At 70.4% G+C, this 24,404-nt stretch carries 22 protein-coding genes; 13 read left to right on the top strand and 9 right to left on the bottom strand.

Going from position 1 to position 24,404, the window contains the following annotated elements:
• Positions 1–3: 3 nt before the first annotated feature.
• Together Pth03_RS17680 and Pth03_RS17675 are read right to left on the bottom strand one after the other, a co-directional pair.
• Positions 4–1,893, bottom strand: a complete 1,890-nt coding sequence (locus Pth03_RS17680; protein WP_203945391.1) for a serine/threonine-protein kinase — start codon at positions 1,891–1,893, stop codon at positions 4–6.
• 111 nt (positions 1,894–2,004) lie between these two features.
• Positions 2,005–2,655, bottom strand: a complete 651-nt coding sequence (locus Pth03_RS17675; RefSeq protein ID WP_203945390.1) for an NAD(P)-dependent oxidoreductase — start codon at positions 2,653–2,655, stop codon at positions 2,005–2,007.
• Positions 2,656–2,713: 58 nt separating this feature from the next.
• Between Pth03_RS17675 and Pth03_RS17670 the strand changes: the two genes are divergently transcribed.
• Positions 2,714–3,304 carry a TetR/AcrR family transcriptional regulator gene (locus Pth03_RS17670; RefSeq protein ID WP_203945389.1) on the top strand — a complete coding sequence of 197 codons (591 nt, stop codon included), beginning with the start codon at positions 2,714–2,716 and terminating at the stop codon, positions 3,302–3,304.
• Between the two features lie 129 nt (positions 3,305–3,433).
• On the opposite strand, the gene Pth03_RS17665 is transcribed toward Pth03_RS17670, so the two are convergent.
• Complete coding sequence (locus Pth03_RS17665) at positions 3,434–4,102, bottom strand: MerR family transcriptional regulator (RefSeq protein WP_203945388.1); 669 nt, start codon at positions 4,100–4,102, stop codon at positions 3,434–3,436.
• 209 nt (positions 4,103–4,311) lie between these two features.
• Between Pth03_RS17665 and Pth03_RS17660 the strand changes: the two genes are divergently transcribed.
• Positions 4,312–5,169, top strand: a complete 858-nt coding sequence (locus tag Pth03_RS17660) for a carbonic anhydrase family protein (RefSeq protein ID WP_203945387.1) — start codon at positions 4,312–4,314, stop codon at positions 5,167–5,169.
• Here Pth03_RS17660 and Pth03_RS17655 read toward each other — a convergent pair.
• Both Pth03_RS17655 and Pth03_RS17650 read right to left on the bottom strand, forming a co-directional pair.
• Complete coding sequence (locus tag Pth03_RS17655) at positions 5,162–6,136, bottom strand: SIS domain-containing protein (RefSeq protein WP_203945386.1); 975 nt, start codon at positions 6,134–6,136, stop codon at positions 5,162–5,164. The genes Pth03_RS17660 and Pth03_RS17655 overlap by 8 nt on opposite strands.
• 30 nt (positions 6,137–6,166) lie before the next feature.
• Positions 6,167–7,258, bottom strand: coding sequence for a hypothetical protein (locus Pth03_RS17650; RefSeq protein WP_203945385.1), 1,092 nt, complete (start codon positions 7,256–7,258; stop codon positions 6,167–6,169).
• A gap of 179 nt (positions 7,259–7,437) precedes the next feature.
• Between Pth03_RS17650 and Pth03_RS17645 the strand changes: the two genes are divergently transcribed.
• Positions 7,438–8,712, top strand: coding sequence for a glycosyltransferase (locus Pth03_RS17645; protein WP_203945384.1), 1,275 nt, complete (start codon positions 7,438–7,440; stop codon positions 8,710–8,712).
• Between the two features lie 66 nt (positions 8,713–8,778).
• On the opposite strand, the gene Pth03_RS17640 is transcribed toward Pth03_RS17645, so the two are convergent.
• Positions 8,779–9,411 carry a hypothetical protein gene (locus Pth03_RS17640; protein ID WP_203945383.1) on the bottom strand — a complete coding sequence of 211 codons (633 nt, stop codon included), beginning with the start codon at positions 9,409–9,411 and terminating at the stop codon, positions 8,779–8,781.
• Between the two features lie 157 nt (positions 9,412–9,568).
• Here Pth03_RS17640 and Pth03_RS17635 point away from each other — a divergent pair, with 157 nt between their 5' ends.
• From Pth03_RS17635 to Pth03_RS17625, 3 genes are all read left to right on the top strand, one after another.
• Positions 9,569–10,717 carry a sensor histidine kinase gene (locus Pth03_RS17635; protein WP_203945382.1) on the top strand — a complete coding sequence of 383 codons (1,149 nt, stop codon included), beginning with the start codon at positions 9,569–9,571 and terminating at the stop codon, positions 10,715–10,717.
• On the top strand, positions 10,714–11,370 hold the full coding sequence (locus tag Pth03_RS17630) for a response regulator transcription factor (protein ID WP_203945381.1): 657 nt from the start codon (positions 10,714–10,716) through the stop codon (positions 11,368–11,370). Before Pth03_RS17635 ends, Pth03_RS17630 begins: the two co-directional genes overlap by 4 nt.
• A gap of 77 nt (positions 11,371–11,447) precedes the next feature.
• Positions 11,448–12,845 carry an aldehyde dehydrogenase family protein gene (locus tag Pth03_RS17625; protein ID WP_203945380.1) on the top strand — a complete coding sequence of 466 codons (1,398 nt, stop codon included), beginning with the start codon at positions 11,448–11,450 and terminating at the stop codon, positions 12,843–12,845.
• Between the two features lie 3 nt (positions 12,846–12,848).
• Here the strand turns inward: Pth03_RS17625 and Pth03_RS17620 are convergent, their stop codons facing one another.
• Positions 12,849–13,571 carry a GntR family transcriptional regulator gene (locus Pth03_RS17620; protein ID WP_203945379.1) on the bottom strand — a complete coding sequence of 241 codons (723 nt, stop codon included), beginning with the start codon at positions 13,569–13,571 and terminating at the stop codon, positions 12,849–12,851.
• A 148-nt stretch (positions 13,572–13,719) separates the two neighbouring features.
• Between Pth03_RS17620 and Pth03_RS17615 the strand changes: the two genes are divergently transcribed.
• The 5 genes from Pth03_RS17615 to Pth03_RS17595 all read left to right on the top strand — a co-directional run bounded on the left by Pth03_RS17615 (position 13,720) and on the right by Pth03_RS17595 (position 19,765).
• Complete coding sequence (locus Pth03_RS17615; RefSeq protein WP_203945378.1) at positions 13,720–14,991, top strand: extracellular solute-binding protein; 1,272 nt, start codon at positions 13,720–13,722, stop codon at positions 14,989–14,991.
• Positions 14,992–15,113: 122 nt separating this feature from the next.
• A complete protein-coding gene (locus tag Pth03_RS17610) occupies positions 15,114–16,103 on the top strand; it encodes a carbohydrate ABC transporter permease (RefSeq protein WP_239119115.1) in 990 nt (329 codons plus the stop codon).
• Entirely contained in the window at positions 16,100–16,924 is an 825-nt protein-coding gene (locus Pth03_RS17605) for a carbohydrate ABC transporter permease (protein ID WP_203945377.1), read from the top strand. The genes Pth03_RS17610 and Pth03_RS17605 overlap by 4 nt, the downstream gene beginning before the upstream one ends.
• A 67-nt stretch (positions 16,925–16,991) precedes the next feature.
• The gene (locus Pth03_RS17600) at positions 16,992–18,278 is read left to right on the top strand and encodes a beta-N-acetylhexosaminidase (RefSeq protein WP_203945376.1); all 1,287 of its coding nucleotides are present in this window, start codon (positions 16,992–16,994) and stop codon (positions 18,276–18,278) included.
• Positions 18,279–18,352: 74 nt separating this feature from the next.
• Positions 18,353–19,765, top strand: coding sequence for a cellulose binding domain-containing protein (locus tag Pth03_RS17595; RefSeq protein WP_203945375.1), 1,413 nt, complete (start codon positions 18,353–18,355; stop codon positions 19,763–19,765).
• A gap of 66 nt (positions 19,766–19,831) precedes the next feature.
• On the opposite strand, the gene Pth03_RS17590 is transcribed toward Pth03_RS17595, so the two are convergent.
• On the bottom strand, positions 19,832–20,515 hold the full coding sequence (locus tag Pth03_RS17590; protein WP_203945374.1) for a DNA alkylation repair protein: 684 nt from the start codon (positions 20,513–20,515) through the stop codon (positions 19,832–19,834).
• On the bottom strand, positions 20,512–21,186 hold the full coding sequence (locus Pth03_RS17585; RefSeq protein ID WP_203945373.1) for a TetR/AcrR family transcriptional regulator: 675 nt from the start codon (positions 21,184–21,186) through the stop codon (positions 20,512–20,514). Before Pth03_RS17585 ends, Pth03_RS17590 begins: the two co-directional genes overlap by 4 nt.
• Before the next feature lie 390 nt (positions 21,187–21,576).
• Here Pth03_RS17585 and Pth03_RS17580 point away from each other — a divergent pair, with 390 nt between their 5' ends.
• Positions 21,577–23,064 carry a glycoside hydrolase family 3 protein gene (locus Pth03_RS17580; protein ID WP_203945372.1) on the top strand — a complete coding sequence of 496 codons (1,488 nt, stop codon included), beginning with the start codon at positions 21,577–21,579 and terminating at the stop codon, positions 23,062–23,064.
• A 73-nt stretch (positions 23,065–23,137) separates the two neighbouring features.
• Positions 23,138–23,974, top strand: coding sequence for an ATP-grasp domain-containing protein (locus Pth03_RS17575; protein WP_203945371.1), 837 nt, complete (start codon positions 23,138–23,140; stop codon positions 23,972–23,974).
• The last annotated feature ends 430 nt before the right edge of the window (positions 23,975–24,404 follow it).

Genomic DNA, 24,404 nt, shown 5'->3' with positions numbered 1-24,404 from the left:
CGTTCACTGTGGCGCGCGTGCCGGTGGCGTGCTCTCCTGTGGGGTGCACTCGCCCGTCATCCAGCGGTCGGCCGTCTGCGTGCCACCGGGGGCGGCCGGGTCGGTGTCGATCCGCACGCCGTACGACGTGCGCTTCTTGCAGTCGGCCGGGCCGAGGTCGGCGGTCGCGCTGAAGGAGTAGGCGGTCTGCCCGGAGATCGTCCGCGTCACGGTGGTGACGATCTCGCGGTCGCGGGTGAACTGGACGGTCACCTTCACCGGTCCGGTGCCGCTCGTGCTGATGTCGGCGTTCACCGTCGTGCCGTCCCAGCTGGAGATCTTCACGCCCCGCACCGCCGCAGGCGGGCACGGTGCCCCCGTGATCCGCAGCACGTTCGACCGCGCGCCGCCCTTGGCGGCAGGGGCGGTCATGGCCTCGACCTTGCGATAGACGCTGGTGCCGCAGGCGGGCCGGGGGAAGCCCTGCTGCACCCCGAACTCGTAGGAGGTGGCGCCCTCGAGCGGGATCGTCTGGGGTGAGGTCGAGACGAGCGCGTCCGGCGACGACCCTTCGAAGAACCGGACGGTGAGCGTCACCCGCTTCTTGCTGGTGGCCTTCACCCGGACCGTCGCCGACTGGCCGTCGAATCCGCTGACGCCGAGGCTCGTCACCACCAGCGGCACCGGCGGCGGCGCGGTCGACGGTGCCGGAGTGGTCCCGGGAGTCGCGGGCGTGCCACCGCCGGGGGCGGTGCCGGACGGATCGGGTTTGGGGGAGACGCCGGCAGAGGGACTGCCCGAGGGCGAGGCGGCCGGGGACGTCCCCGGTGAGTTGCCCGGCGTTGGAACGGTCCCGGAATGCACAGGCGGGGAGATGGGCGTGTCGCGGGCCACGGGCTCCTGGTTGTTGGCGGCGATCAGGGTCGCGGCCACCAGCGCGGACAGCACGGCGCCGCCGATGGCGAAACGCGGCGCGGACGAGACGAGCCGCCTGGTCAGCACGGTCCTGGCGACCGAGGTGGCCACCTCGACCGGCTCCGCCGGGCGGGCGAGCGGGAACATCAGCGCCAGCAGCGTGGCCAGTTCCGCCAGCCTGCGCCGGCCGCGCTGCTCCCAGTCGAGGCCGTATTCGGCACTCGCGGCGTCTTCCAGTTCTCCCAGGAACGTTCCCGCGGTGGGCGGCCGGTCGGCCGGGTCCTTGGCGAGCCCCCGCCCCACCAGCTCGCGGAGGCCGGCGGGCACGTCGTCCAGCGGGATCGGCGCCGTCTTGTGCCGGTGCCTGAGCGCCGCCGGATGCTCCGCGTGGTACGGCCGGCGTCCGGTGAGGCACTCGAAGAACACGCACGTCGCCGCGTAGACGTCGGTCGCGGGGCTGACGGCTCCCGCGTCCCACTGCTCGGGCGCCATGTAGCTGGGAGTGCCCGCCGGGATGCCCGGCTCGGAACTGGGGGTCGCGATGCCGAAGTCGGATAGTTTGCTCGCGCCGTCGGCCTGGATGAGCACGTTCTCCGGCTTGTAGTCGCGATGGACGATTCCGGAGGCGTGGGCGAGGGACAGGCCGGTCAGCGAGCCCTTCAGCACGACCAGCGCCGCCTCCGGGCTGGTCGCGCCGTGCTCGCTGAGGATGCGCCGCAACGGAACCCCGTCGACCAGCTCCATGACGATGGCGGCGCCGTCGCGGGTCTCGACGTATTCGTAGAGCCGCACGATGGACGGATCGTTCAGCTCGACCATGATGCGAGCTTCCTGGCGGAAGTCGTTCAGGAAACGCCGATTTCCGCGCAGCTCGTCACGCAGGTATTTGATCGCGACATAGGCGCCGGTCGTCGTGTACGTCGCCAGCACCACTCTGCCCGCGCCGCCTGCGCCGAGCTCTCGCACTTCCCGGTATCCGGGAACCGACCAGCCGGTCATGAATCGGCCCCTTCGGATAGCCCTGCACCAAGGTCTCATCCGAAAGGCCGGTTGTCACCGGAGCATAATGTCACCGCATGGATGTAGCCCTGACGGGTTTCGGCGTGCCCGTCAGTACCCGATGCCGACCGTCGCCCTGATCGTCTCGGGCGAGGTCACGGCCGCGAGCGCATACTGGGCGAGGTCCTCCCGGGAGATGCTCAGCCCGCCGGCCACGCCGTCGTTCAGCGCCGTACGGTAGACCCCCGACGCGGGCTCGTCGGTCAGCCGGGGCGGCTGGATCACCGTCCAGTCGAGGTCGCGTGTGCGCACGTCGAGCTCCATGATGCGGGCGTCACGATGCACGTGCCGCAGCGCCGTCGACCGCGCCACCCGGGTCAGCAGCCGCTGGACGGTCGTGTGCGCGGGATGGTCGCCGAGCGCGTTGGTCACGGCGACGAATCGGCGGACGTCCTGGTCGGCCATGGCGTCCATGACGTTGGCGCCGCCGCGGGAGTACAGCCGCGTGGGACCGCCCTCGCTCGGGCCCGCCAGGAACACCACCGCGTCCGCGCCCTTCACATCGAGGGTCGCGGGGTCCATCACGTCGCCGTGCCGTACGGACAGGTTGGGGTGCTGCTCGGTGACGGCCTCCGGCCGGCGCGCGACCGCGACCACCTCGTGTCCCTCGGCGAGCGCGAGCCGGAGGAAATGGCGCCCGGTGCCTCGGGTGACGCCGAAAACGGTTATTCGCACGATCGACCTCTCGTGGTCAGTGAACACTCACTCACCTCTATAGTGGTGAGCATCCACTCACCCGTCAAGACCGGAAGAGTCAGCCGTGGGCACTCGCGACCGCATCGTCGCCGCAGCCGAACAGGTCATTCAGGAACTCGGCCTGGCCCGGGCAACGACCAGGGAGATCGCCCGGGCGGCGGGATGCTCGGAGGCGCTGCTCTACAAGCACTTCAGCCGCAAGGAAGACCTGTTCCTGGCGGTGCTGCTCGAACGCGTGCCGGCCTTGGTGCCCGCCGTGACTCGGCTGAACGAGCGTGTCGGCAAGGGCGCCGTCCGGGAGAACCTGGAGGAGTTCGCCCAGGCCGCCGTCGTCTTCTACCGCAGGTCGTTGCCGCTGAGCGCGGGAGTGGTGGCGGAGGCGTCCCTGCTGGACGGCTTTCGCCGGATGCTGGCCGATGTCGGGGGCGGCCCGCACATCCCGATCAACCGGCTGGGCGCCTATCTGCGCGAGGAGCAGCGGCTCGGCCGCGTCGGACCGGACGCCGACCCCGACGCCGCCGCCACGTTGCTGATGGGGGCGTGTTTCCACCGGGCGCTGCTGGAAAGCCTGGTCGACCTCGGGCCGGACGACACCCTCGTGCCCGGTCTGGTCGGCGGGTTGATGGCGGGGCTCGCCCCGCGATCCAGTGCATGATCACGATTGGCGTTCATGCAGGTCGGGGGATGATTTACCGAACTTCTGCATGATCACGGCATGGGTTCGCGCAGGTCACTGCCGGCCTCGGCGAACTTCTGCATGATCACGCGCAGGGGTGGGGGCAGGTCAGGTGTCTTGCGTCCGAACTTCTGCATGATCACGCGCAGGGGTGAGGAGTCTGGCGGACTCTGATTCGTGGGCGAGGCGCCGGAACACCTCCAGTGCCTTGCCGTACAGCACCGTGCAGACGACGAGGGTTTCGACGGCCACGTCACGCGGGCCGTCGAACGGGATCATGCCCATCTCGTGGTCGCGGGCCAGGTTCATCGCGGCCGCGGCGTAGGGGAGCAGGTCGGCGTCGATGGCGGCCATGCCCAGGCGGCGCAGCGTCAGGAGCGTCTGGGCGAGTTCGTCGCGCCCCGGAGCGTGCGGGCTGACCGCCCAGCCGAGCTCGGCGATCAGCCGGTCGACGTGTTCGCGCGCCTCCTCCCAGTCCTCGTCGCCGGCGTGCGGGTCCGGCGGGGACGCGAGCGCGTAGTGGGCGGTGCCGAGCATGGTGTGCACGCCGGTCCGCTCGTCCTCGACGGCTTCGACGACCTTGCGGATCGCGGCGACCGGCAGCCGGCCCACCTCGAGGAGCGCCCGGATGAGCCGCAGCCTGTGCAGGTGGGCCGTGCCGTACTCGGCCCGGGTCGCGGACGTCTGCTCTCCCTGCGGAAGCAGGCCTTCACGCAGGTAGTACTTGATCGTGGGGATCGGCACCCCTGACTCGGCGCTCAGCTGGGAGATCCGCATGCCGCGATGCTACTGGATAGTTGCGCTATCCACGCACCTGGCGTAGTAGACCACCATTAAGCGGACAAATCGCTACGCATTGTGATCGACGCCACATTAACCATAACCGAGCGCATCCATATAAAGGGTGAATTGCACGGCGCATCCCCACGGATGCGAGCAAAAGGGTTGTTCCCCCGTCCAAGCCGATCACTGAAGGTCGTCCGCGCATGTCTCCCCGCATCCTGCCTCTGGCCGTCGCCGCCGCCCTCGGCCTGGCCCCCGCCGCACTGCCCTCCGTCGCCGGCGCCGTCCCGGCCTCCGCCGCGCCGTCCGGCGGCGCTCTTCCCGCCGCCCTGCCCGGTGCGTCAGAAAGCGGGCCGGCCGCGACCGCCCGGCGCAAACCGGCCTGCAAAGGCACCGACCAGGCCGTGCGGTCTCCCGTCGAGATCGACCGCTCCGCCGTCTGCAAGCGCCCGGTGCCCGCGCTCGTGCTGCACTATCCCCGGCACGTCGACGGGCAGCTGGTCTTCCAGGACAAGGCGCCCGTCGGCGGGCACCCGAGCGAGCACGACGACATCCGTTTCGTCATCGCCGGCCCCCGGCCGCACATCACGTTCGGCGGCGAGCGGTACACCCTGAACAACGTGCACTTCCACGGCCACGCCGAGCACAGGTTCGCCGGCGAGCGCTACGCGCCGGTCGAGGCCCACCTCGTGCACGAGAAGGCGACGGGGGAGCGCGGATACGTCGTCCTGTCCGTCCTGCTCGACGCCTCGCCCCGGCGTTCGGAGCACGACCGCCTGCTCGCCTCGCCGCCGCCCCTGGGCTCCGCCCAGCAGGTACGGAACATCCACCTGAAGGACCTGTTGCCCAAGGACCGCACCACGTACCGGTACACGGGCTCCCTCACGACCCCCGACGAGACCGGAGACTACTTCCGGCCGGTGAACTGGGTGGTGTTCGGCGAGCACGCCGAGGCGAGCCGCGCATCGGTGCACGGGTTCCGGTCGTTGTGGCCGGAGGGAGAGGGCAACGTGCGCGAGCTCCAGGTCAACGTGCCGCCGCCGAACATCTCGGTCAGCTGACCCGCCGCCAGTAGGCCGCCGCCACCAGCTCGGCCACCAGCGTCTCGGTGAGCAGGGCGACGTCGGGGTCGTCGTCGTGACGGTAACGGACCGACCCGGCCTGGCCGTCGACGTCGCCCCCGACCGTCAGCACGGTCGAGCCCCGCTGCCTGATCCAGTCCATCGCCTGCTCGTCGTACCGCGAGCCGGGGAACAGGATCGCCCGGTAGTCGTAGGTCTTCGTCAGGTAGACGTCGACGTGGGCCCAGTCGCCGGTCTCGCAGGCGTCGGCCTGGCGGCGCGGCCCCTCCCGGAACATGAGCGCCGACTGCTCGGCGGAGGAGAGCCGCTCGGCCGGGGCGATGGTGTAGACGCCGTGGGGGCCGTCGAGCAGGGCCGCGGCGCCGTCCAGCCACTCGCCGCGCCGGTCCAGGAGGTCGGCCGTGGCCTCGGCGGCCCGCCGGACGAGCCGGGAGATCCGGTTCAGGCCGCCCGCCCCCTCCCCGGATTCGGCGCGCGCGCCCAGGGCGAGCAGGAGGGCCAGGGTGTGCTGGAACGTCCGGCAGGCGACGCCGCCCGCCTCCTCACCCGCGACCATGGGCACGGTCAGGTCGGCCTCCCGCGTGACGGCCGAACCCGGTGTGTTCGTCATCGCGACGACGAACGACCGCCCGGTGTGGCGGGCCACCGCGTCGAGCGTCTCGCGGCTGCCGCCGGTCGCGGAGATGGCGACCGCCACCGTGCCGGGGCCGGGGCGGGTGCCGGAGGCCGCCGACGCGTGCTCGGCGACCGCGTCGACACCGGCCGCGCGCAGCCGCTGCGCCGCCACGCCCGCCGCATAGCGTGAACTGCCCATGCCGAGGAAGACGATCCGGTCGACGCGGCCGGGCAGCCCGTCGAACGGGTCGCCCTTGTCGAGGAGATCGGCCAGCGCGCCCAGCGCCTCCGGCTTGGCCTCCAGGTCTGCTGTGAATCGTTCAGCGTCCATGCCTGCCTCGTGTCGTCCGTTCCGCCGTGCTCACGCGAACCATGACCGCAGCACCCCCATGGGGGCGTACCGCCAGCGCTCCAGGTGGCGGGCCGCGTAGATGAGTTCGCGGCATTCCTGCTCCACCTCGAAGGGCCGCAGCAGCGTGCGGTCGAGCAGGCCGGCTCGCCCGGCTTGCTCGAGCGCGTCCGCGTAGGCCCGCTCCAGGTCGGCCCTGACCTGCGCCACCCAGGCCGCCGTCGCGGCGGGGGCGGCCGACCTGCGGCGCATCGCCACCTGCCCGACGTGGTCGACACTGGTGAGCAGTTGCGCCAGGTCGCGCGCCGCGGGCTGGAACGCCGTGCCGCCGGAGACCGTCGGGTTGCCGTCGAAGTCGACCACCGCGTAGCCGTCCCGCCACTGCAGGATCTGGCCGACGTGCAGGTCGCCGTGAATGTGGATCGACGGGGTCGGGCCGGCCGACGCCAGCGGGGCCAGCTCATCCCGCAGCGTCTCGGCGCGGCGGCCCAGCCAGTCGCCGTCCTCCCCGCCGGTGAGCCGCAGGGCCTCCCGCAACGCCTCCTCCGCCCGGGCCGCGAACCCGGAGGCGGCCTTCCCCGGCAGGCGTACGGGATCGGGGAAGACCTGGGACGGCGAGGCCATCGCCACGTGCAGTTCGGCGGCCAGCCGCCCGATCTCGGCCGCGAAGGCCGTCCGCCCGGCGACGGCCTCGTCCACACACCACTCCCAGCCGTCGCGCGCGCCGGGCAGATACGCGGTGACCAGGGCGACCAGCGCGTCCTCCCAGAAGACCAGCGCGTACGGCGTGGCCGTACGGGAGAACCCGGCGAGATGGGTGAGCAGAGGGGGAGCGGGATGGGGCACCCGCGAAGGGGTGAGAAGCCATTTGACCACCACAGTCTCGCCTGCGATCACCGAGCGGTTGGTCTGGTCCACGGTGATGGCCCGCTCGCCCGGCGGCACGTCCGGCAGCGGCGTGAGCACGCGCACGGTGAAGGGCGGCGGCGGGGTCTCCCCTCCGGCCAGGGCCCGGACCACCGACGCGGTGACGCCCTCGCGGGGGTCGAGGGCGAGCGTGCCGTCGGGCCGGCGCTCCACGCCCGGCCACGGCGAGTGTTCCACGCGATCTCCTGAATCGGGGGTCAACGGAGGAGGCGATGCAAGCACGAGTCTCGTTCCGGCCGCAAGCCGCGCCCGATGGTCTCGGAGTCGCCCGCCGGCGTGAAGATCCCCTGCACTATTGACGGCTGCTCCAGGGGCGCATTTGAATCTTCATTCAACAATATCCAGGGAGCCCCCACATGACAGACAAGCAGCTCACGATCCTGTTCATGCCAGAGAGCGCCTACGGCCCCACCAACAACTGCATCGGGATCGGCGACGTGCTGCGCCGCCGTGGGCACCGGGTGGTGTTCGCCGCGGAGGCGTCGTGGAAGGGCAAGCTGGAGGCCCTGGGCTTCGAGGAGGACCTGGTCGACCTCACGCCGCCGGCCGAGGAGGAGCAGGACCCGGGCCAGTTCTGGAAGGACTTCATCCGCGACACCGCCCCCGAATACCGCAAGAGCACGTTCGAGCAGCTCGAGACGGTGACCAAGCCGATCTGGGAGGCGCTGATCGACGGCGCGAAATACTGTGAGCCGCAGCTGCGCGAGATCATCGCGCGGGTTCGCCCGGACGTGATCGTCGAGGACAACGTCATCGCCTTCCCCGCGCTGGTGACGGCGGGCGTTCCGTTCGTTCGGATCGTGTCGTGCAACCCGCTCGAGGTGAAGGGCCCGGGGGTCGCCCCGGTCTTCTCCGGCCTGGCCGCCGACGGCACCGGGTGGGCGGAGTTCCGCGCGGAGTACGACCGCACCCATCGTGAGCTGTGGACCGCGTTCAACGAATGGGTGGTCGAGCAGGGTGCTCCCGCACTGACCGACCTCGAGTTCGTCCACGAGGGCGACGCCAACCTCTACGTCTATCCCGAGATCCTCGACTACACCGCCGACCGGCCGCTCGGAGAGTCCTGGACGCGGCTCGACTCCTCCGTCAGGGAGACCGACGAGGAGTTCACCCTGCCGGACATCCCGGGCGAGGGCGCGCTGGTGTACTTCTCGCTCGGCTCGCTGGGGTCGGCCGACGTCGAGCTGATGCGCCGGGTCATCTCCGTGCTGGCGAAGACGCCGCACCGCTACATCGTCTCCAAGGGCCCGCTGCACGAGGAGATCGAGCTGGCCACGAACATGTGGGGCGCCGAGTTCGTACCCCAGACGAAGATCATCCCGATGGTCGACCTGGTGATCACCCACGGCGGCAACAACACCACCACCGAGGCGCTGCACTTCGGCAAGCCCATGATCGTGCTGCCGCTCTTCTGGGACCAGTACGACAACGCCCAGCGGGTCGACGAGACCGGCAACGGCGTGCGCCTGTCCACCTACGGCTTCACCGACGAGGAACTGGTCGCAGCGATCGACCGGCTGCTCGGCGACACCGGGCTGCGCGAGCGGCTGGCTGCCGAGGGCGAGCGCGTCCGCGCACACGACGGCCTGCGGACGGCCGCCGACGTGATCGAGAAGCTCGCCGTCAGGTGAGCCGGCGGGCGCCCCGCCTGCCGGCCCCGAAGGTCTCGGGGCCGCGGCGGAGGCGCCCGATCGCCGTCAGGCGAACGTCTCGGCCATGGGGGTCACGGCGGTTTCCCGGCGTGACCGCCACGCCAGCATGCCGAAAACGACGAGCAGCACGCCGTACATGAGGACGGCGTTGTACGAGGTCGGGGAGAAGTCGGCGACCAGAGCCAGGAGCCCCGCGGGTGCGAGCCATGCGGGGAGCAGCCGGGCCCGCCACAGCGCGATGGTCAGCACGGTGAGGCCGAGGTCGAAACCGAGCAACAGCATGAACAGTTGCAGCGCGGCCGCGAGGCCTTCCGACATGGCCTCGTTGGCGGGCGCCATGGCCGCCGAGTCGCCGATGAGGGCGATGTCACGGGTGGCCAGCAGCACCATGGAGTGCGAGACCATCGCCAGCGCTCCGATGACGGTCATGGTGCCGCCTATCCGGGCCGCGAGCCGGCCACGCTCGCGCACCGTGCCGACGAGTCCGATGACGCCCACGGCGAACAGCGCGAAGGCGGCGAAGGCGAGGAGATCGGCGAGCAGGTAGGCCGTGGAGTTGGCGGCGATCAGTTCCAGCTCGGCCGCGGCGGTGGCGGGCTCGTCCCGGGGCTCGATGAGCTCGGAGATCAGGGCGAGCGTCGGCGCGGCGACGAGAGCGATCTGAGGGAGTCGGGGCATGTGTCCTCCAAAGGCCGGTTCTCAACGGCCTCGACCCTCCCAGCGGCCGCGGCCCGCGACACCCGCCCGTGGAGGGGGCCATGCCCGTCCAGGGATGGAGCCCGACCGGTACCACAGGGGGAGGCCGGGTCTCCCACAGCTGCTCTACGCTTCCCGGGTGCGGCGAGTCTGGTGGAACCTGGTCATCGATCTCGGCCCGGCGATCGGCCTGCTCCTCGTGGGACTTCTGGAACTCCCGGGCTTGGGGCTCGCTCCGGACACGGCGCAGCAGCATCTGTTCGCGGTGCTCGTGTCGACCCTGGCGCTGGCGGTACGGCGCCGCCATCCGCTCGCGGTGGCGCTCGCGGTCGCGGCCACGGTGGTGGCCACGTCACTGGGCGCCGAGCCGCCCGACGAGGTGGCCGTGCTGCTCGCCGTGATCGTGTCGGTCTTCAGCGCCGCGGCCTACCTGCCGACTCTCGCCATGGCCGGTGCGACCGCCGCGAACGCCGCCGCGCTCACCGTCTCGATCCTGACCGACACGTCGGAGACCGACGCAAGTGGCGTGGGGACGGGGATGGTTCTCTTCGTCGTCCTGCCTGCCGCCGTGGGCGCCGCATACCGGCGGCGGCGCCTCGCCACGCAGTCACTCGAGGCCCGGGCCGAGGACCTGGAGCGGCAGGCACGCGGAGCGGTGGCCGCGGAGCGCCGGCGCATCGCCCGCGAGGTGCACGACCTCGTGGCGCACTCGGTGAGCGTCATCGCCGTGCAGGCCGAGGCGGGCAAGCGGGTGCTGGACGGGGGCCCGGCGACCGCCGACGGCGCGTTCACGGCGATCGCCGAGGCGTCGCGGTCCGCACTCGTGGAGCTCGCCCGGCTGTTACGGGTCCTGCGCGAGGACGAGGAGCCGGTCGCGATCGAACCGCTGTCCCCCCAGCCGGGACTGTCCGACCTCGACGCACTGCTGGACCGCATCGACGCCGCGGGGCTCGCCGTACGCCTGAGAGTCGAAGGTGAGGCGCGTCCGCTCGCGCAGGGCGTCTCCCTGTGCGCCTACCGCGTGATTCAGGAGGCGCTGACGAACACCCTCAAGCATTCGGCCGCCGACCAGGCGGACGTGACGCTCGGATACAGCCGGGGCGCGCTCGATCTCGAGGTGCGCGCGGCAGCCGACGGGTCGTCGCCCCCGGCCGCCGGAGGCGCCGGTCGAGGCCTGATCGGCATGTGGGAACGGGTCGCCCTCTGCGGAGGGAGCCTGAGCCTCGACGTCTCGAACGGTTTCGCGGTGCGGGCGAGGTTGCCGCTGACCGCCGAGGTCGTGCCGTGATCCGTGTCCTGGTCGCCGACGACGAGATGTTGATCCGGCAGGGCCTCACCGCGATCCTTGCCGGTGAACCGGACATCGAGGTGGTCGCCGAGGCGGCAGACGGGGTCGCGGTGCTCGCCGAGGTGCGCCGTACGCGTCCGGACGTGGTGCTGATGGACATCCGGATGCCCGTCCTCGACGGCGTCGAGGCGACCCGGCGCCTCACGAGGACCCAGGCCGGCGTCCGTGTCCTCATGCTGACCACCTTCGACCTCGACGAGTACGTCTACCAGGCCATGCGCGCCGGCGCCTCGGGCTTCCTGCTCAAGAGCGTCCCGCGGGAGCACCTCGTCACGGGGATCCGGACGGTGGCGGCGGGAGACGCCCTGCTCGCACCGGCCATCACCCGGCGTCTGCTGGAGGAGTTCCTCAACGGCCCGCCCCCGGGATCCACGACGCCGGTGCTGCTCGAGGGCCTGACTCCGCGCGAGCTCGACGTGCTGCGCCTCGTCGGCAGGGGTCTTTCGAACACGCAGATCGGGGCGGAGCTCTTCCTCGCGGAGAGCACGGTCAAGACCCATGTGACCAACCTGCTCGCCAAGCGGGGGCTGCGTGACCGAGCGCAACTCGTGGTGCTCGCCTACGAGTCGGGTCTGCTGCGCCCGGGGGCGTAGACGATCCCCTCTCGCCCGCCCCGGCCCGTTCTTTCCCATTCGCCGGCGCGCTACTGTGCTCGGATGGAGCGACCCAGATGACCACGCTCATCAACCCGGCGGACGGCAGCGCCGTCGACGTCGTGCCCGACACCCCCGTCGAGCGCGTCGCGGAAACCGTGCAGACGGCCCGCGAGGCCTTCGAGCAGTGGCGGGAGGCGACGCCCGGGGAGCGCGCCCGCGTGCTGCTGCGCCTGGCCGACCTGGTCGAGGGCGACGCCGAGGAGCTGACCCGGCTGGAGGTCGAGGAGACCGGCAAACCCGCCTCCGTCTTCCGCGACGGCGAGCTGCCCTTCGCCGTCGACAACCTGCGCTTCTTCGCCGGAGCCGCCCGGTCGCTGGAAGGCACGGGCGCGGGCGTGCTCAGCTCTGGGTACACGTCGGTGCTGGTCAGGCGGCCGGTCGGTGTCGTCGGGTCGATCTCCCCGTGGAACTTCCCGTTCATCATGGCGGTCTGGAAGGCCGGCCCGGCGCTCGCGGCGGGCAACGCCGTGGTCGTCAAACCGGCGCCGGCCACGCCCCGCACCACGCTGCGGCTCGCCGAGCTGTTCGCCTCAGCCGGGGCGCCGGACGGCCTGCTCCAGGTCGTCACGGGCGGCGCCGACGTGGGCCAGGCGCTGGTGACCGACCCCGGGGTCGACATGGTCAGCGTCACGGGTTCGAGCGCGACCGGCAGGGCCGTCATGCGCGGCGCGGTCGACGGGCTGAAGCGGGTGCACCTCGAACTGGGCGGCAAGGCCCCGGCGCTGGTGTTCGACGACGCCGAGCTGGAGGGCATGGCGGCAGGAGTCGTCATGGGCGCTACCTACAACACCGGCCAGGACTGCACCGCCGCCACCCGGGTCTACATCGACAGGTCCCGGTACGGCGACGCCGTCGAGGCGCTGCGCGAAGCCGTCTCGCGGGTGCGGCCGGGCGACCCGTGGGCCGCGGGCTCCGACATCGGCCCGCTCATCTCGGCGGCCCACCGCGACCGGGTGCACGGGTTCGTGACCCGCTCGTCTGGGCGGGTCGTCTGCGGCGGCAAGCCCGTCGACGGGCCCGGTTTCTACTACACACCCACCCTCATCGCCGACGCCGACCAGGACAGCGAGATCGTGCAGTCGGAGGTCTTCGGCCCGGTGCTCGTGGCCATCCCCTTCGACGGGGAGGACGAGGCGGTGCGGCTGGCCAACGCCACGCCGTATGGCCTGGCCTCGTCGGTGTGGTCGGCGGACGTGTCGCGCGCACTGCGCGTCTCCCACCGGCTCGACGTGGGCGTGACCTGGGTCAACGATCACTTGCCCATCGCGTCCGAGGCCCCGCACGGCGGCGTCAAGGGCAGCGGGTTCGGCAAGGACATGAGCCAGGAGGCGGTCCAGGAATACTCCGTCACCCGGCACCTCATGATCAAGCATGCGGCGCCGCGGCCCAGGGACTCCTTCCGCCCCGCCTGAGCCTCATCCCGAGGCGGCGTCGAAGTGGAGCTCTGAGGTCACCCGGTAGCGGTCGCCGCGGTAGATCGACCGGGTGAACTCCACGATCCGGCCGTTCACGTCGCGGGTGGTGCGCTCCACCATGAGGGCGGGGAAGTGCTCGGGTACGCCGAGCAGCACCGCCTCGGTGTCGTCGGTGACCGTCGCCTCGATGGTCTGCACGGCGCTGCGCACGTCCACCCCGAACCGCTCACGCAGCACGCGGTAGAACGAGCCCGACTCCATGTCGTCGGGGACGAGCCCGTCGACCAGCGCCTGCGGCAGGTGGAGCCGCTCGATCGCCATCGGCTCGTCGTCCACCACGCGCAGGCGCACCACCCGCAGCACCGGCGCCGCCGGAGCGAGTTGCAACCGGTTGGCGAGCTGCGGCCCCGCGGGGGCCGACCCGAACTCGAGGATCCGGCTCAGCCAGTGCCCCTCCGCCGGCGGCGCGTAGAACGACCCGGTGGGCGTCGCGGCCAGCGCCTGCGTGACGCGCTGAGGTCCGGTGAAGGTGCCGCGGCCGTGCTCCCTGACCAGCACGCCCGACCGGACGAGGTCGTCGATCGCCGCGCGCAGCGTGGGGCGGGAGACGCCCAGCTCCTTGCAGAGGTCGCGCTCGGACGGGATCGCCTCGCCCGGCTTCTTGTCGGCGACGAAGTCGAGCAGGAAGTCGCGCACCCGGTCGCGTTTCAGTCCGGCTCGCATGTTGAGAGTCACTCCTCGACCTTACCAGGACTTTACCAGTAGCTCTCATGTAAATAGCAGATAACGAGTCTTGACGGGCCAACTGGTTAAGACCACTCTATCCGCAGCAGGCAGATTACTTACCAATATCTGACCACTGGGAGTAGCAATGAGGTCCCGCTTTCTCGCCGCGGCGGCCGTGCTGACGATCACAGCCGTGCTGACCGCGTGCAGTTCCTCCACCGAGTCGCCGGGCCCGGCGGGAAGCGCCGCCGCCCCCACGACGCTGACCGTATGGGTCATGCGGGACAGCGTCTCCGACTCGCTCCTGAAGAGCTTCGCCGCCGACTACCAGGCCGCGCACTCCGGCGTCACCCTCGACATCCAGATCCAGGAGTGGGACGGCATCGGCCAGAAGGTCACCAGCGCACTGGCCAGCAACGACGCCCCCGACGTCATCGAGGTGGGCAACACCCAGGTCGCCGAATACGCGGCGAGCGGCGGCGTGAAGGACCTCACCGACAAGGCCGCCGAGCTCAACGGGACCGACTGGCTGCCCGGCCTGGCCGAGCCCGGCAAGATCGACGGCAGGCAGTACGGCATCCCGTGGTACGCCGCCAACCGCGTCGTCATCTACAACAAGGACCTGTTCGCCAAGGCCGGCGTCACCGCTCCGCCGAAGACCCGCGACGAGTGGATCGACATCACCACCAAGCTGAACAAGGGCGGTGCCCAGGGCATCTACCTCCCCGGCCAGAACTGGTACACCCTCGCCGGGTTCATCTGGGACGAAGGAGGCGACCTCGCCGTGCAGGAGGGCACGACCTGGAAGGGCGCCCTCGACACGCCGCAGGCCCTCGCCGGCATGGACTTCTACAAGAAGCTGCAGGCGCTCGGCGACGGCCCGCGCGACTCCGACGAGGCCAACCCGCCGCAGGCCGACGTCTTCGCCAAGGGCGACGTCGCCCAGCTCATCTCCGCGCCCGGCGGCGCGGTCGCCATCGAGAAGGCCAACCCCGAGCTCAAGGGCAAGCTCGGCTTCTTCCCGATCCCCGGCAAGACGGCCGACAAGCCCGGCGCGGTCTTCACCGGAGGCTCCGACCTGATCATCCCCGAAGCGTCCAAGAACCAGGACGCCGCCTACGAGGTGGTCAAGGCCCTCGCCGGCGAGAAGTTCCAGACCGACATGGCCAAGGAGATGTCGTACGTGCCCAACCGCGTCTCGCTCGCGGGCGTGCTCAGCGGCAGCGAGGGCGCGGCCGCGATGGCCGTGGGCGCCGCGAACGGCCACGCCACGCCGAACTCGCCCAACTGGGCGGCGGTCGAGGCCAAGAACGTCATCAAGGAGTACATGACGGCCGCGCTGACCGGCGGCGACGCCGCAGCCGAGGCCGCCAAGGCGTCCCAGGTCATCGGCGAGATCCTCAACACGAAGTCCTGAGCCGTCCTAAGCCGTCCTGAGTGGTCCGAGCTTCCACGAGCCGCCTGTCCGTTCCGCTCCCCCTCTCTCCCTTCCGGGGGCGGAACGGACGGGCCCCGCCACGGCACGACGAGAGGAATCGCGTGATCTCCGAGGCCCCTGAGACCTACCGGCCGCCGGCGGGTCCTCACACGCCCACCCGGCCCGGCCCGGGCGGGCGGCGCAGGGCGGCGAAGGTGAGCCGGGCCGCCGCCGCCTGGCCGTACCTACTGGTGCTGCCCACCGTGGTGGGCACCGCGTACCTGCTGTTGTATCCGCTGCTGCGCAACGTGGTGATCTCCTTCCAGCACTTCAGGACCGGTGAGCTGATCCGTGGCGGAGCGGCCTTCGTCGGCCTGGAGAACTACCAGGACGTGCTCGGCAGCCCGGAGTTCTGGACGGTGGTGCGGCGCACGCTGGCGTGGACCGCGGTCAACGTCGTCCTCATCATGGTGATCTCCACGCTGACGGCGCTGATGATCGCCCGTCTCGGCCGGCGCATGCGGCTGGCGGTGATGAGCGCCCTCGTGCTGACCTGGGCCACCCCCGTGCTGGCCGCCACCACGATCTTCCAATGGCTGTTCCAGTCGCGGCTCGGCGTCGTCAACTGGCTGCTCGTCACCGCCGGATTCGACTCCTTCGACGGGTACAGCTGGTTCGCCGACGGTGATTCCACCTTCGCCATCCTCGTGCTGCTCGTGGTGTGGCAGTCGGTGCCGTTCGCGGCCCTCACGTTGTACGCCGGGCTCACCACCATCCCGGCCGAGCTGTACGAGTCGGCCAGGATCGACGGCGCGGGCTCCTGGCAGGTCTTCCGCGGCGTCACCTTCCCGATGCTGCGGTCCTTGTTCGGGCTGATCACCTCGCTGCAGGTGATCTGGGTGTTCAAGTGCTTCGCCCAGATCTGGGCGATCAGCCAGGGCGGCCCGGACGACGCCACCACCACGTTGCCGGTCTACGCGTTCCAGGTCGCCCAGTCGCTCCACAGGTACGACCTCGGCTCGGCGATCTCGACGCTCACCGTGCTCATCCTGCTCGCCGTCCTCGTCGTGCACCTGCGGCGCATGTACTCCCGCGAAGGAGAAGAGCTGTGAGGCTCCGCCGGCTTCCCCTGAACCTCGCGGCCCTCGCCGTGCTGGTCGTGTCGGTCTTCCCCGTCTACTGGATGGTGGTGACCGCGTTCAAGCCGACCAGGGACATCCAGGCCGACACCCCGCAGTTCATCCCGCTGCATCCCACGCTCGAGCATTTCCGGACCGCGGTGGGGGCCGACGGCTTCGGCCTGTTCTGGCGCAACAGCCTGCTCGTGTCAGCCGGCGCCGTGCTGCTCGCCCTCGCCGTGGCAATGCTCGCCGCCTTCGCCGTGGCGCGCATGCGCTGGCGCGGCAGGAAGGCGTTCATCCTGATGGTCTTCATCGCGCAGATGGCGCCGTGGGAGGCGCTGCTGATCCCGATGTTCATCATCGCCCGCGACACCGGCATGCTCGACAAGCTGTCGATGCTCACCCTGATCTATTTCATCGTCACGCTGCCGTTCACCATCGTCACCCTGCGGGGCTTTATCGCGGCGATCCCGGCCGAGCTGGAGGAGGCCGCCCAGATGGACGGCGCGAGCAGAGCTGTGGCCTTCCGCCGCGTCGTGCTCCCGCTGCTGGCGCCGGGCCTGATGTCGACCTCGCTGTTCGGCTTCATCACCGCCTGGAACGAGTTCGCCTTCGCCAACGCGCTGATCATCAAGAACCAGGACGACCGCACGCTGCCCGTCTGGCTCTCGTCGTTCGGCAACATCTTCGGCACCGACTGGGGCGCGACGATGGCCGCCGCGACCCTGTTCATGGTGCCCGTCCTGCTCATCTTCCTGGCCCTGCAACGCCGCGTGACCACGGGATTCATCGCCGGCGCCGTCAAGGGCTGAGGCCTGCTTCGCCTGTCATCGTGCGGCCCACCGCCGTTCGTCCATCCTGCCTGGAGGGATTTCCAACGTGATCATTCCGCGGCCGAGGGAAGTGGCCGTTCTCGGGGGCTTCGCCGCGCACACGCATGACGCCGTACGGCTGTCGCGCGACCCGCGCCTGGGCCCGGAGGACTACCGGCTGAGCGTCTCCGACGGCGCGATCGAGCTGGCCTCCGGCGGCCCCGCCGGGGAGTTCTACGGCCGGCAGACGTTGTCGCAGTTCGGCGAGGCCGTGCCGTACGGGACCATCGGCGACGGCCCGCGCTTCGGCTGGCGCGGGGTCATGCTCGACGTCGCCCGGCATTTCATGCCCAAGGAGTTCGTGCTGCGGCTGGTCGACCTGATCGCCGAGCTCAAGCTGAACGTGCTGCAACTGCACCTGACCGACGACCAGGGCTGGCGGTTGGAGATCAAACGCCATCCGCGGCTCACCGAGGTCAGCGGTGACCACTACACCCACGACGACATCCGCGAGATCGTGTCCTACGCGGCGGAGCGGTTCGTCCGGATCGTGCCCGAGATCGGGCTGCCGGGCCACGTGCAGGCCGCCCTGGCCGCCTACCCGCACCTGGGCAACGACCCGGGCAGGCGCCTTCAGGTGTGGGACTCGTGGGGGATCAGCGAGCACACCCTCAACCTGGAGGAGTCCACGATCGCCTTCTTCCGGGACGTGCTCGACGAGGTCGTGGACCTGTTCCCCGACGAATACGTGCACGTCGGCGGGGACGAATGCCTGCCGGGGGAGTGGGAGCGCACCCCCCGGGCGCAGGAGCGCGTCCGCGAGCTGGGCCTGCCGGGCGCGCACGCGGCCCGGGCGTGGATCACCGCGCGGATGGCCGAGTATCTGGCCGATCGGGGGAGGAAGCTCGTCTACTGGTACGAGAAGGCCGACGGGCCTCCCGGCGCCACCACGATGACCTGGCTCGACGAGGAGAGCGGCCCGCTGGCGACGCTGGAGGGCAGGGACGTCGTGCTCGCCCCCCACCTGCGAACCTATTTCGACTACCCGCTCGTGCTGGAGGAGGGTCCGTTCGCGCCCGACCGGGTGTTGTCGCTGTCGCAGGCCTACCACTTCGACCCGCCGCCCGTCCCCGAGCGAGCGCGCGGGCGCATCCTCGGCGTCCAGGCCCAGCTGTGGACGGAGTACATGCCGACGCCCTCCGACGTGGAACGCCAGGCGTTCCCCCGGCTGTGCGCGTTCGCCGAGGTCGCCTGGGGCTCGGCCGGCGACTACCCCGACTTCCTCCGGCGGCTGCGCCCTCACCTGGCCCGTCTGGAGGCCCGGGGCGTGCGGATCGGACCGCTCATCCCATAGCCGCCCTGGCCTTTGCGGCGCGCGCGGCACACCGACGACGGGGGATCGCACTCACACCCAGCGAAAGGACGACAGTGTTACGCAAGAAGTGGTTAGCCGGCGGGCTCGTGTCCGCCCTCGCCGTCATCGGCGTGTCCGCCCTCCCGGCCGACGCCGCCACCTCGCTCCGGCTCCAGTACAAGAACAGCGCCACCGGGGCCACCGCCGACCAGGTCGAACCGTGGTTCAACCTCGTGAACAACGGCACGACGAGCGTGCCGCTGAGCTCGATCAAGATCCGGTACTACTTCAAGGCCGACTCCGCGGCGCAGCAGTACCGCTTCGCCTGCTCGTGGGCCGTCGTGTCCTGCTCGACCGTGACCGGGACCTTCGGCACGATCACCCCCGGCACGGCCACCGCCGACCGCTACCTCGAGGTGGGCTTCACCTCGGGGTCGCTCGCGCCCGGAGCCCAGACGGGTGACCTCCAGCTCCGCTTCTACCGCTCCGACTGGCAGCGGATCACCCAGAGCGACGACTACTCCTTCGGCACGCAGACCTCCTACGCCGACTGGACGAAGGCGACCGTCTACCAGAACGGCACGCTGCTGTGGGGCACCGCGCCCACCGGTGGCGACCCGACCCCCACGCCCACTCCTACTCCCACGACCTCGCCGACCCCGCCGCCCACCGGGGGCAACGCGGGCGTAGTGTTCGACGACTTCTCCTACACGGACGCCAACGACGCCACCATCAACGCCCACAACTGGACCATCCGGACGAACCAGGGCGGGCCTGGAATCCCCGGGGCCTCCTGGCCGAAGGGCAACATTTCCTTCCCCGTGGTCTCGGGCACCAACAAGGCGCTGCAGCTCAAGTCCGTCACCGACGGCACCGGGGCGGGCACCCAGCAGTCCGAGGTGCTCAACCAGCGCAAGTTCCTGGAGGGCACCTATGCCGCGCGGGTGAAGTTCTCCGACGCGCCCGTCAGCGGCCCCGACGGCGACGCCATCGTGCAGACGTTCTTCACGATCACGCCCCTCAACCGCGATCTCGACCCCGACTACAGCGAGCAGGACTTCGAGTACCTCCCCAACGGCGGCTGGGGTGAGCCGGCCGGCATCATGTACGCCACGTCGTGGGAGACCTACCAGAACGAGCCCTGGCTGGCGGTCAACGTCCACAACGAGGTACGGCAGAGCTACGACGGCTGGCACGACCTGATGCTGCAGGTCTCCGGTGGCACCATCAGGTATTACATCGACGGCGCCCTGTTCGCCGAGCACGGCGGCATCTACTACCCGGAGACCGTGCAGTCGGTGAACTTCAACCTGTGGTTCATCAGCGGCGGCCAGATCGGCAGCTCGACCCCGCGCACCTACGTGCAGCAGGTCGACTGGTTCTACCACGCGAAGAACGAGGTCGTCGCGCCCAGTGAGGTCCTGAACCGGGTCAACGGCTACCGCACGGCGTCGACCTCCTGGGTCGACACCGTCCCCGGAGCCTGAGAGCCGGTGAGGTGATGCGGCTCGCGCGTATTCGGGGCGCGCGAGCCGTCCCGGCGGTGCGGCCCGTCAGCCGTGGCCGGGGATGTTGCGCAGGGCTTCGCGGCGGGACAGGCCGGAGATGCGGTGGTGGTCGACGTACCGCACCACCTCGGCCGGGTCGGTCTTGGCGTATTCGCGCAGGGCCCAGCCGATGGCCTTGCGGGCGAAGAAGTCGATGTCCGACAGGCTCGGCTCGATGCAGGCGTACAGCAGGCCGAGGTCGGTGCGGTCCTTGAAGGAGTTCTGGCAGAGGATCGACGTGCGCCGCTTCCACAGGTCGGCGTCGCGGGACCATTCGAGCATCAGCGGGCGCATCGTCTCGGGGAACATGCGCAGCAGCGGTCCGATCCTGTGTACGGAGATGTCGTCGACCAGGTCCCACCACGCCCCGGTGACGATCATCTCCTCGTACATCGGCAGCGTGTACAGCGTCTGCCAGGACTTGTAGTAGCGGAAGCCCGACAACTCGACGGCCGCGTAGCGCTCCTCGCGGTATTCCGCCTCCCGCCACAGTGCGAGCACCGCCTTGCGCCACACCGGAGCGGACTCCAGGCGGTGCTCGGCGAACACCCGCCGCAGCGCGGCGCGGCGCGGAACCGCCGGCACGCCGAGGAACGGCATCTCCGATTTCATATAGGCCCGCATCGCGGGCGCGCGGACGGGGTCGGCGACCTCGGTGAGCGCGAGCCGTACCTTCTCGACGAGTGTCATGCCCGCTGCGAGGTCCGGTCTCCGGTGGACAGGCCGTCGAACAGCACCTTGATGTAGTGCTCGGCGAGGGCGTCGGTGTCGAGCCTGCCTCCGGGGCGGAACCACCGCACCGCCACCCAGATCCCGTCGCGGATCATGCGGTAGGTGAGCTTGGGGTCGACGTCGGCGCGGAACTGGCCCGAGGCCTGGCCCCGCTTGATCTGCTCCACCCACATGCGCTCGACCTCGTCCTCGGCCCGCACGAGGTAGTCGAACCGGTCGCCGGGCAGCGAGCGCAGGTAGTTCCAGTCGTTCTGCATGACCGTGATGGCGGCGCGGTGGGGCTCCAGCGTGTGGAATCCGATCCGGACCATCTCCATGAGGACCGCCCCCGCGTCGCCGGCGTCGGCCAGAGTCGCGCGGTAGTGGGCGATGAGATCTTCGAGGAAGGTGCGCAGCACCTCGTCGACGATGCTTTCCTTGGAGTCGAAGTGGTGGTAGAGGCTTCCGGACAGGATGCCGGCCTCGTCGGCGATCTGGCGGACCGTGGTGGCCTGGAAGCCCTTGCGCGCGAAGAGTTCGGCGGCGAGCTTCACGAGGTGGTCCCGCCGTTCCGACGCGGAGCCGGTCCCGCCCGCGTGCCTGGCCCGTACAGGAGCGGCGGCGACGCCGGAGTCCTTACGCTGGTTCACGAGCCCATTATGAGCCCACGAACAAGAGCTTGTTCAAATGCGCGCGCGGCTCCGGCGGCGGATCGTCCGCACTTTTCTGCATTCTCCCGTTCGCCTGGCCACCGTGATCGCGTGCGCGCCCCCGCCTCGTGGCAGGGGCGGCTTCGGGGCGCCGCGGGATGATCCTCCGTGCTGACTCAGCGCGGATCCCTGTCGTTGTACGGCGAGCGCTGGAGGAGTTACGGAGTGGTCGAATACGTCGACCGGCCGGGTGACCGCGGCGAGCTTTCAGGTGAAATGGAACAGCATAGAGCAAGTCGATCTGTAAAATACGAGGTCACCCCACTGGCGAATAGGAAAGTTTCCTATTAGATTTCGGTGCATGCCTGAGCGCCGCCCTGTGGGCACAGTATGAAGCGAAGCCGGGACCTTCTCCTTCTGGCCGAAACCGTCGTCCTCCCCGGCTTCGTGGGGACGACCGCGCCCAACTGGGTGCGCAGGAGACTCGCCGACGGGCTCGCCGGAGTGGTGCTCTTCTCCAGGAACGTCGACACTCCCGCGCAGCTGGCCGAACTCACCGCCCGGCTCCGGGCGGAGAAGGCCGACATCCTGATCGGCATCGACGAGGAGGCGGGCGAGGTCACCCGCCTGGAGGCGCGCACGGGCAGCTCACGCCCGGGCAACTACGCGCTCGGGGTCGTCGACGACGAGGCGCTCACCGAACAGGTCGCCGCCGACGTCGGGCACGACCTGCGCGCGGCCGGGATCAACATCGACTTCGCGCCCGCGGCCGACGTCAACTCCAACCCGGACAACCCCGTGATCGGCCTCCGGGCGTTCGGCGCCGACCCCGGACTGGTCGCCCGGCACACCTCAGCGTGGATCCGCGGCCTTCAGGGCGCCGGAGTGGCCGCCTGCGCCAAACACTTCCCCGGGCACGGCGACACGTCGGTCGACTCCCACCACGGCATCCCGCGGGTCACCGCGTCCGCCGAGAAGCTCGCCGCCGTCGAACTCGCGCCCTTTCGCGCCGCCATCGCCGAGGGCGTGCGCTCGATCATGACCGGGCACCTCCTCGTCACCGCCTACGACGCGGAACTGCCCGCGACGCTGAGCCCCCGGATCCTCACCGGCCTCCTGCGGGACGAGCTCGGCTTCGACGGCCTGATCGTCACCGACGGCATCGAGATGACCGCGGTGTCGGGCCCGTACGGCCTGGGCGGCGCCTCCGCGCTCGCCGTCGCCGCGGGGGCCGACGCCATCTGCGTGGGCGGGGAGAACGCCGGAGAGGACGCGGTGGAGCACATCCGCGACGCCATCGCCGATGCCGTGGCCGAAGGTCGGCTGGCCGAGGACAGGCTCGCCGACGCGGCGGCGCGGGTGCGGGCCCTCGCCTCCTGGCACGCGGATGCCGCGCAGACCGAGCCGGCCAGCGAGATCGGCCTCGCCGCGGCCCGCCGCGCAGTCAGGATCACCCGCAACTCGCCCGCCGCTCCCGCCTTCCCGCTCGGCGCGGCCCCGCACGTCGTCGAACTCGCCCCCGAGACCAACCTTGCCATCGACAAGGGCATGCCCTGGGGTGCCGGGGAGCCGCTGAGCAAGCTCCTGCCCGGCACGACCGTCACCCGCCTCACCGCGCCCGAGACCGCCGACGGCGCGCCCGGCAGAGCCCTGCGCGACGCCGCCGACCGGCCCCTCGTCGTCGTCGTGCGCGACGCCCACCGCCATCCCTGGCAGCTGGGCTTCGTCGAGCAGGTCCGTGCCGCCCGTCCCGACCTGGTGATCGTGGAAATGGGGCTGCCCGGCCGTACGGACCTGGGTGCCGTGCACATCGCCACGCACGGCTCGGCCCGCGTGTGCGGACAGGCGGCGGCCGAGGTGCTCACCGGCACCGCCTGAGGAGTCCGGGTTTCTCCATGGTCATGACCGGCCCGTACGATGAGCGCCGAGAGCACGGGGTTTGGGGGCTTCGATGAAGGTCGCGTACGTCACCTGCGGTGACCCGATCGTGCGGTTCGACGACGAGCGGGAGGCCGTGCTGGCGGCCTGGCTCGGCGCGGGAATCGAGGGCAGCACCGCCGCGTGGGACGACCCCGCCGTCGACTGGGCCTCCTTCGACGCGGCCGTTGTGCGCTCCACGTGGAACTACATCGAGCGGCGCGACGACTTCGTCGCCTGGGCCCACGCGACAGAGCGGGTGACGCGGCTGTTCAACCCGGCGTCCGTCCTGGAGTGGAACACCGACAAGTCGTACATGCGCGACCTGGGGGTGCCCACCGTGCCGACGTACTGGGCCGAGCCCGGGGCCACGGTGGAACCGCCCGAATGGGCCGAGTACGTGGTGAAGCCCACGATCTCCGCCGGGGCGCGCGACACGGTGCGCACTGCCGACAGGGACGCGGCGCGGGCACACGCCGACCGGCTGCTCGCCGAGGGCAGGGCCGTCATGGTCCAGCCGTACGTCGAGGCGGTCGAACGCGAGGGCGAGCTGTCGCTGCTCTACTTCGGCGGCGAGTTCAGCCACGCCGTACGGCGGCATCCCATGCTGACGGGCGTCGCGATCAGCGAGGACAACAAGGCGAGGCTGCGGGATCCCGACGCCGACCAGTTCGACCTCGCGGAGCTCGTGCTGAGCAAGATCAAGGAAGAGCTCCTGTATGTGCGGGTCGACCTCGTCAGGCTGCCCGGAGGGGAGCCGGTGCTGATGGAGCTCGAGGCGGCCGAGCCGTACCTCTTCTTGGGCTACGAGCTGGACGCCCCCGACCTTTTCGCCCAGAAGCTCGCCGAACGCCTGCGCCACACCCCCTGACGCTGAGCCCCCTGGAACCCCCTGGAACCCCCACCCCTTGAGGGGCCCAACCCCTTGAGCGTGATCATGCAGAAGTTCGGGGATCTCGCCGTGACCAGCACAAACCCTTGGCGTGATCATGCAGAAGTTCGCCATCGTGCCTTCTGACCTGGGGATTTAACAATCGTGATCATGCAGAAAATCGCCGAATGCATGGCTGGCGTGGGCTTCAGCCGTGAGTGATCATGTACTGAGGCTGAATTGCATGATCACGAACTCTGTATTTCCAGGTGGGCGGGCCTTTTTCGAACTTCTGCATGATCACGGAATGAGTCGTGGCAGCTCAATGGCCATGCACACGAACTTCTGCATGATCACGTGGCGGGTTTTCGCAGGTGGGCGGCTATGCCTCCGAACTTCTGCATGATCACGCGCAAGGGTGAGTGTGATC

This window comes from Planotetraspora thailandica, from assembly GCF_016863335.1.
Lineage (GTDB): Bacteria > Actinomycetota > Actinomycetes > Streptosporangiales > Streptosporangiaceae > Planotetraspora > Planotetraspora thailandica.
The sequence above is the reverse complement of the archived record's forward strand: the minus strand, read 5'-3'. Positions and strand labels throughout refer to the sequence as shown.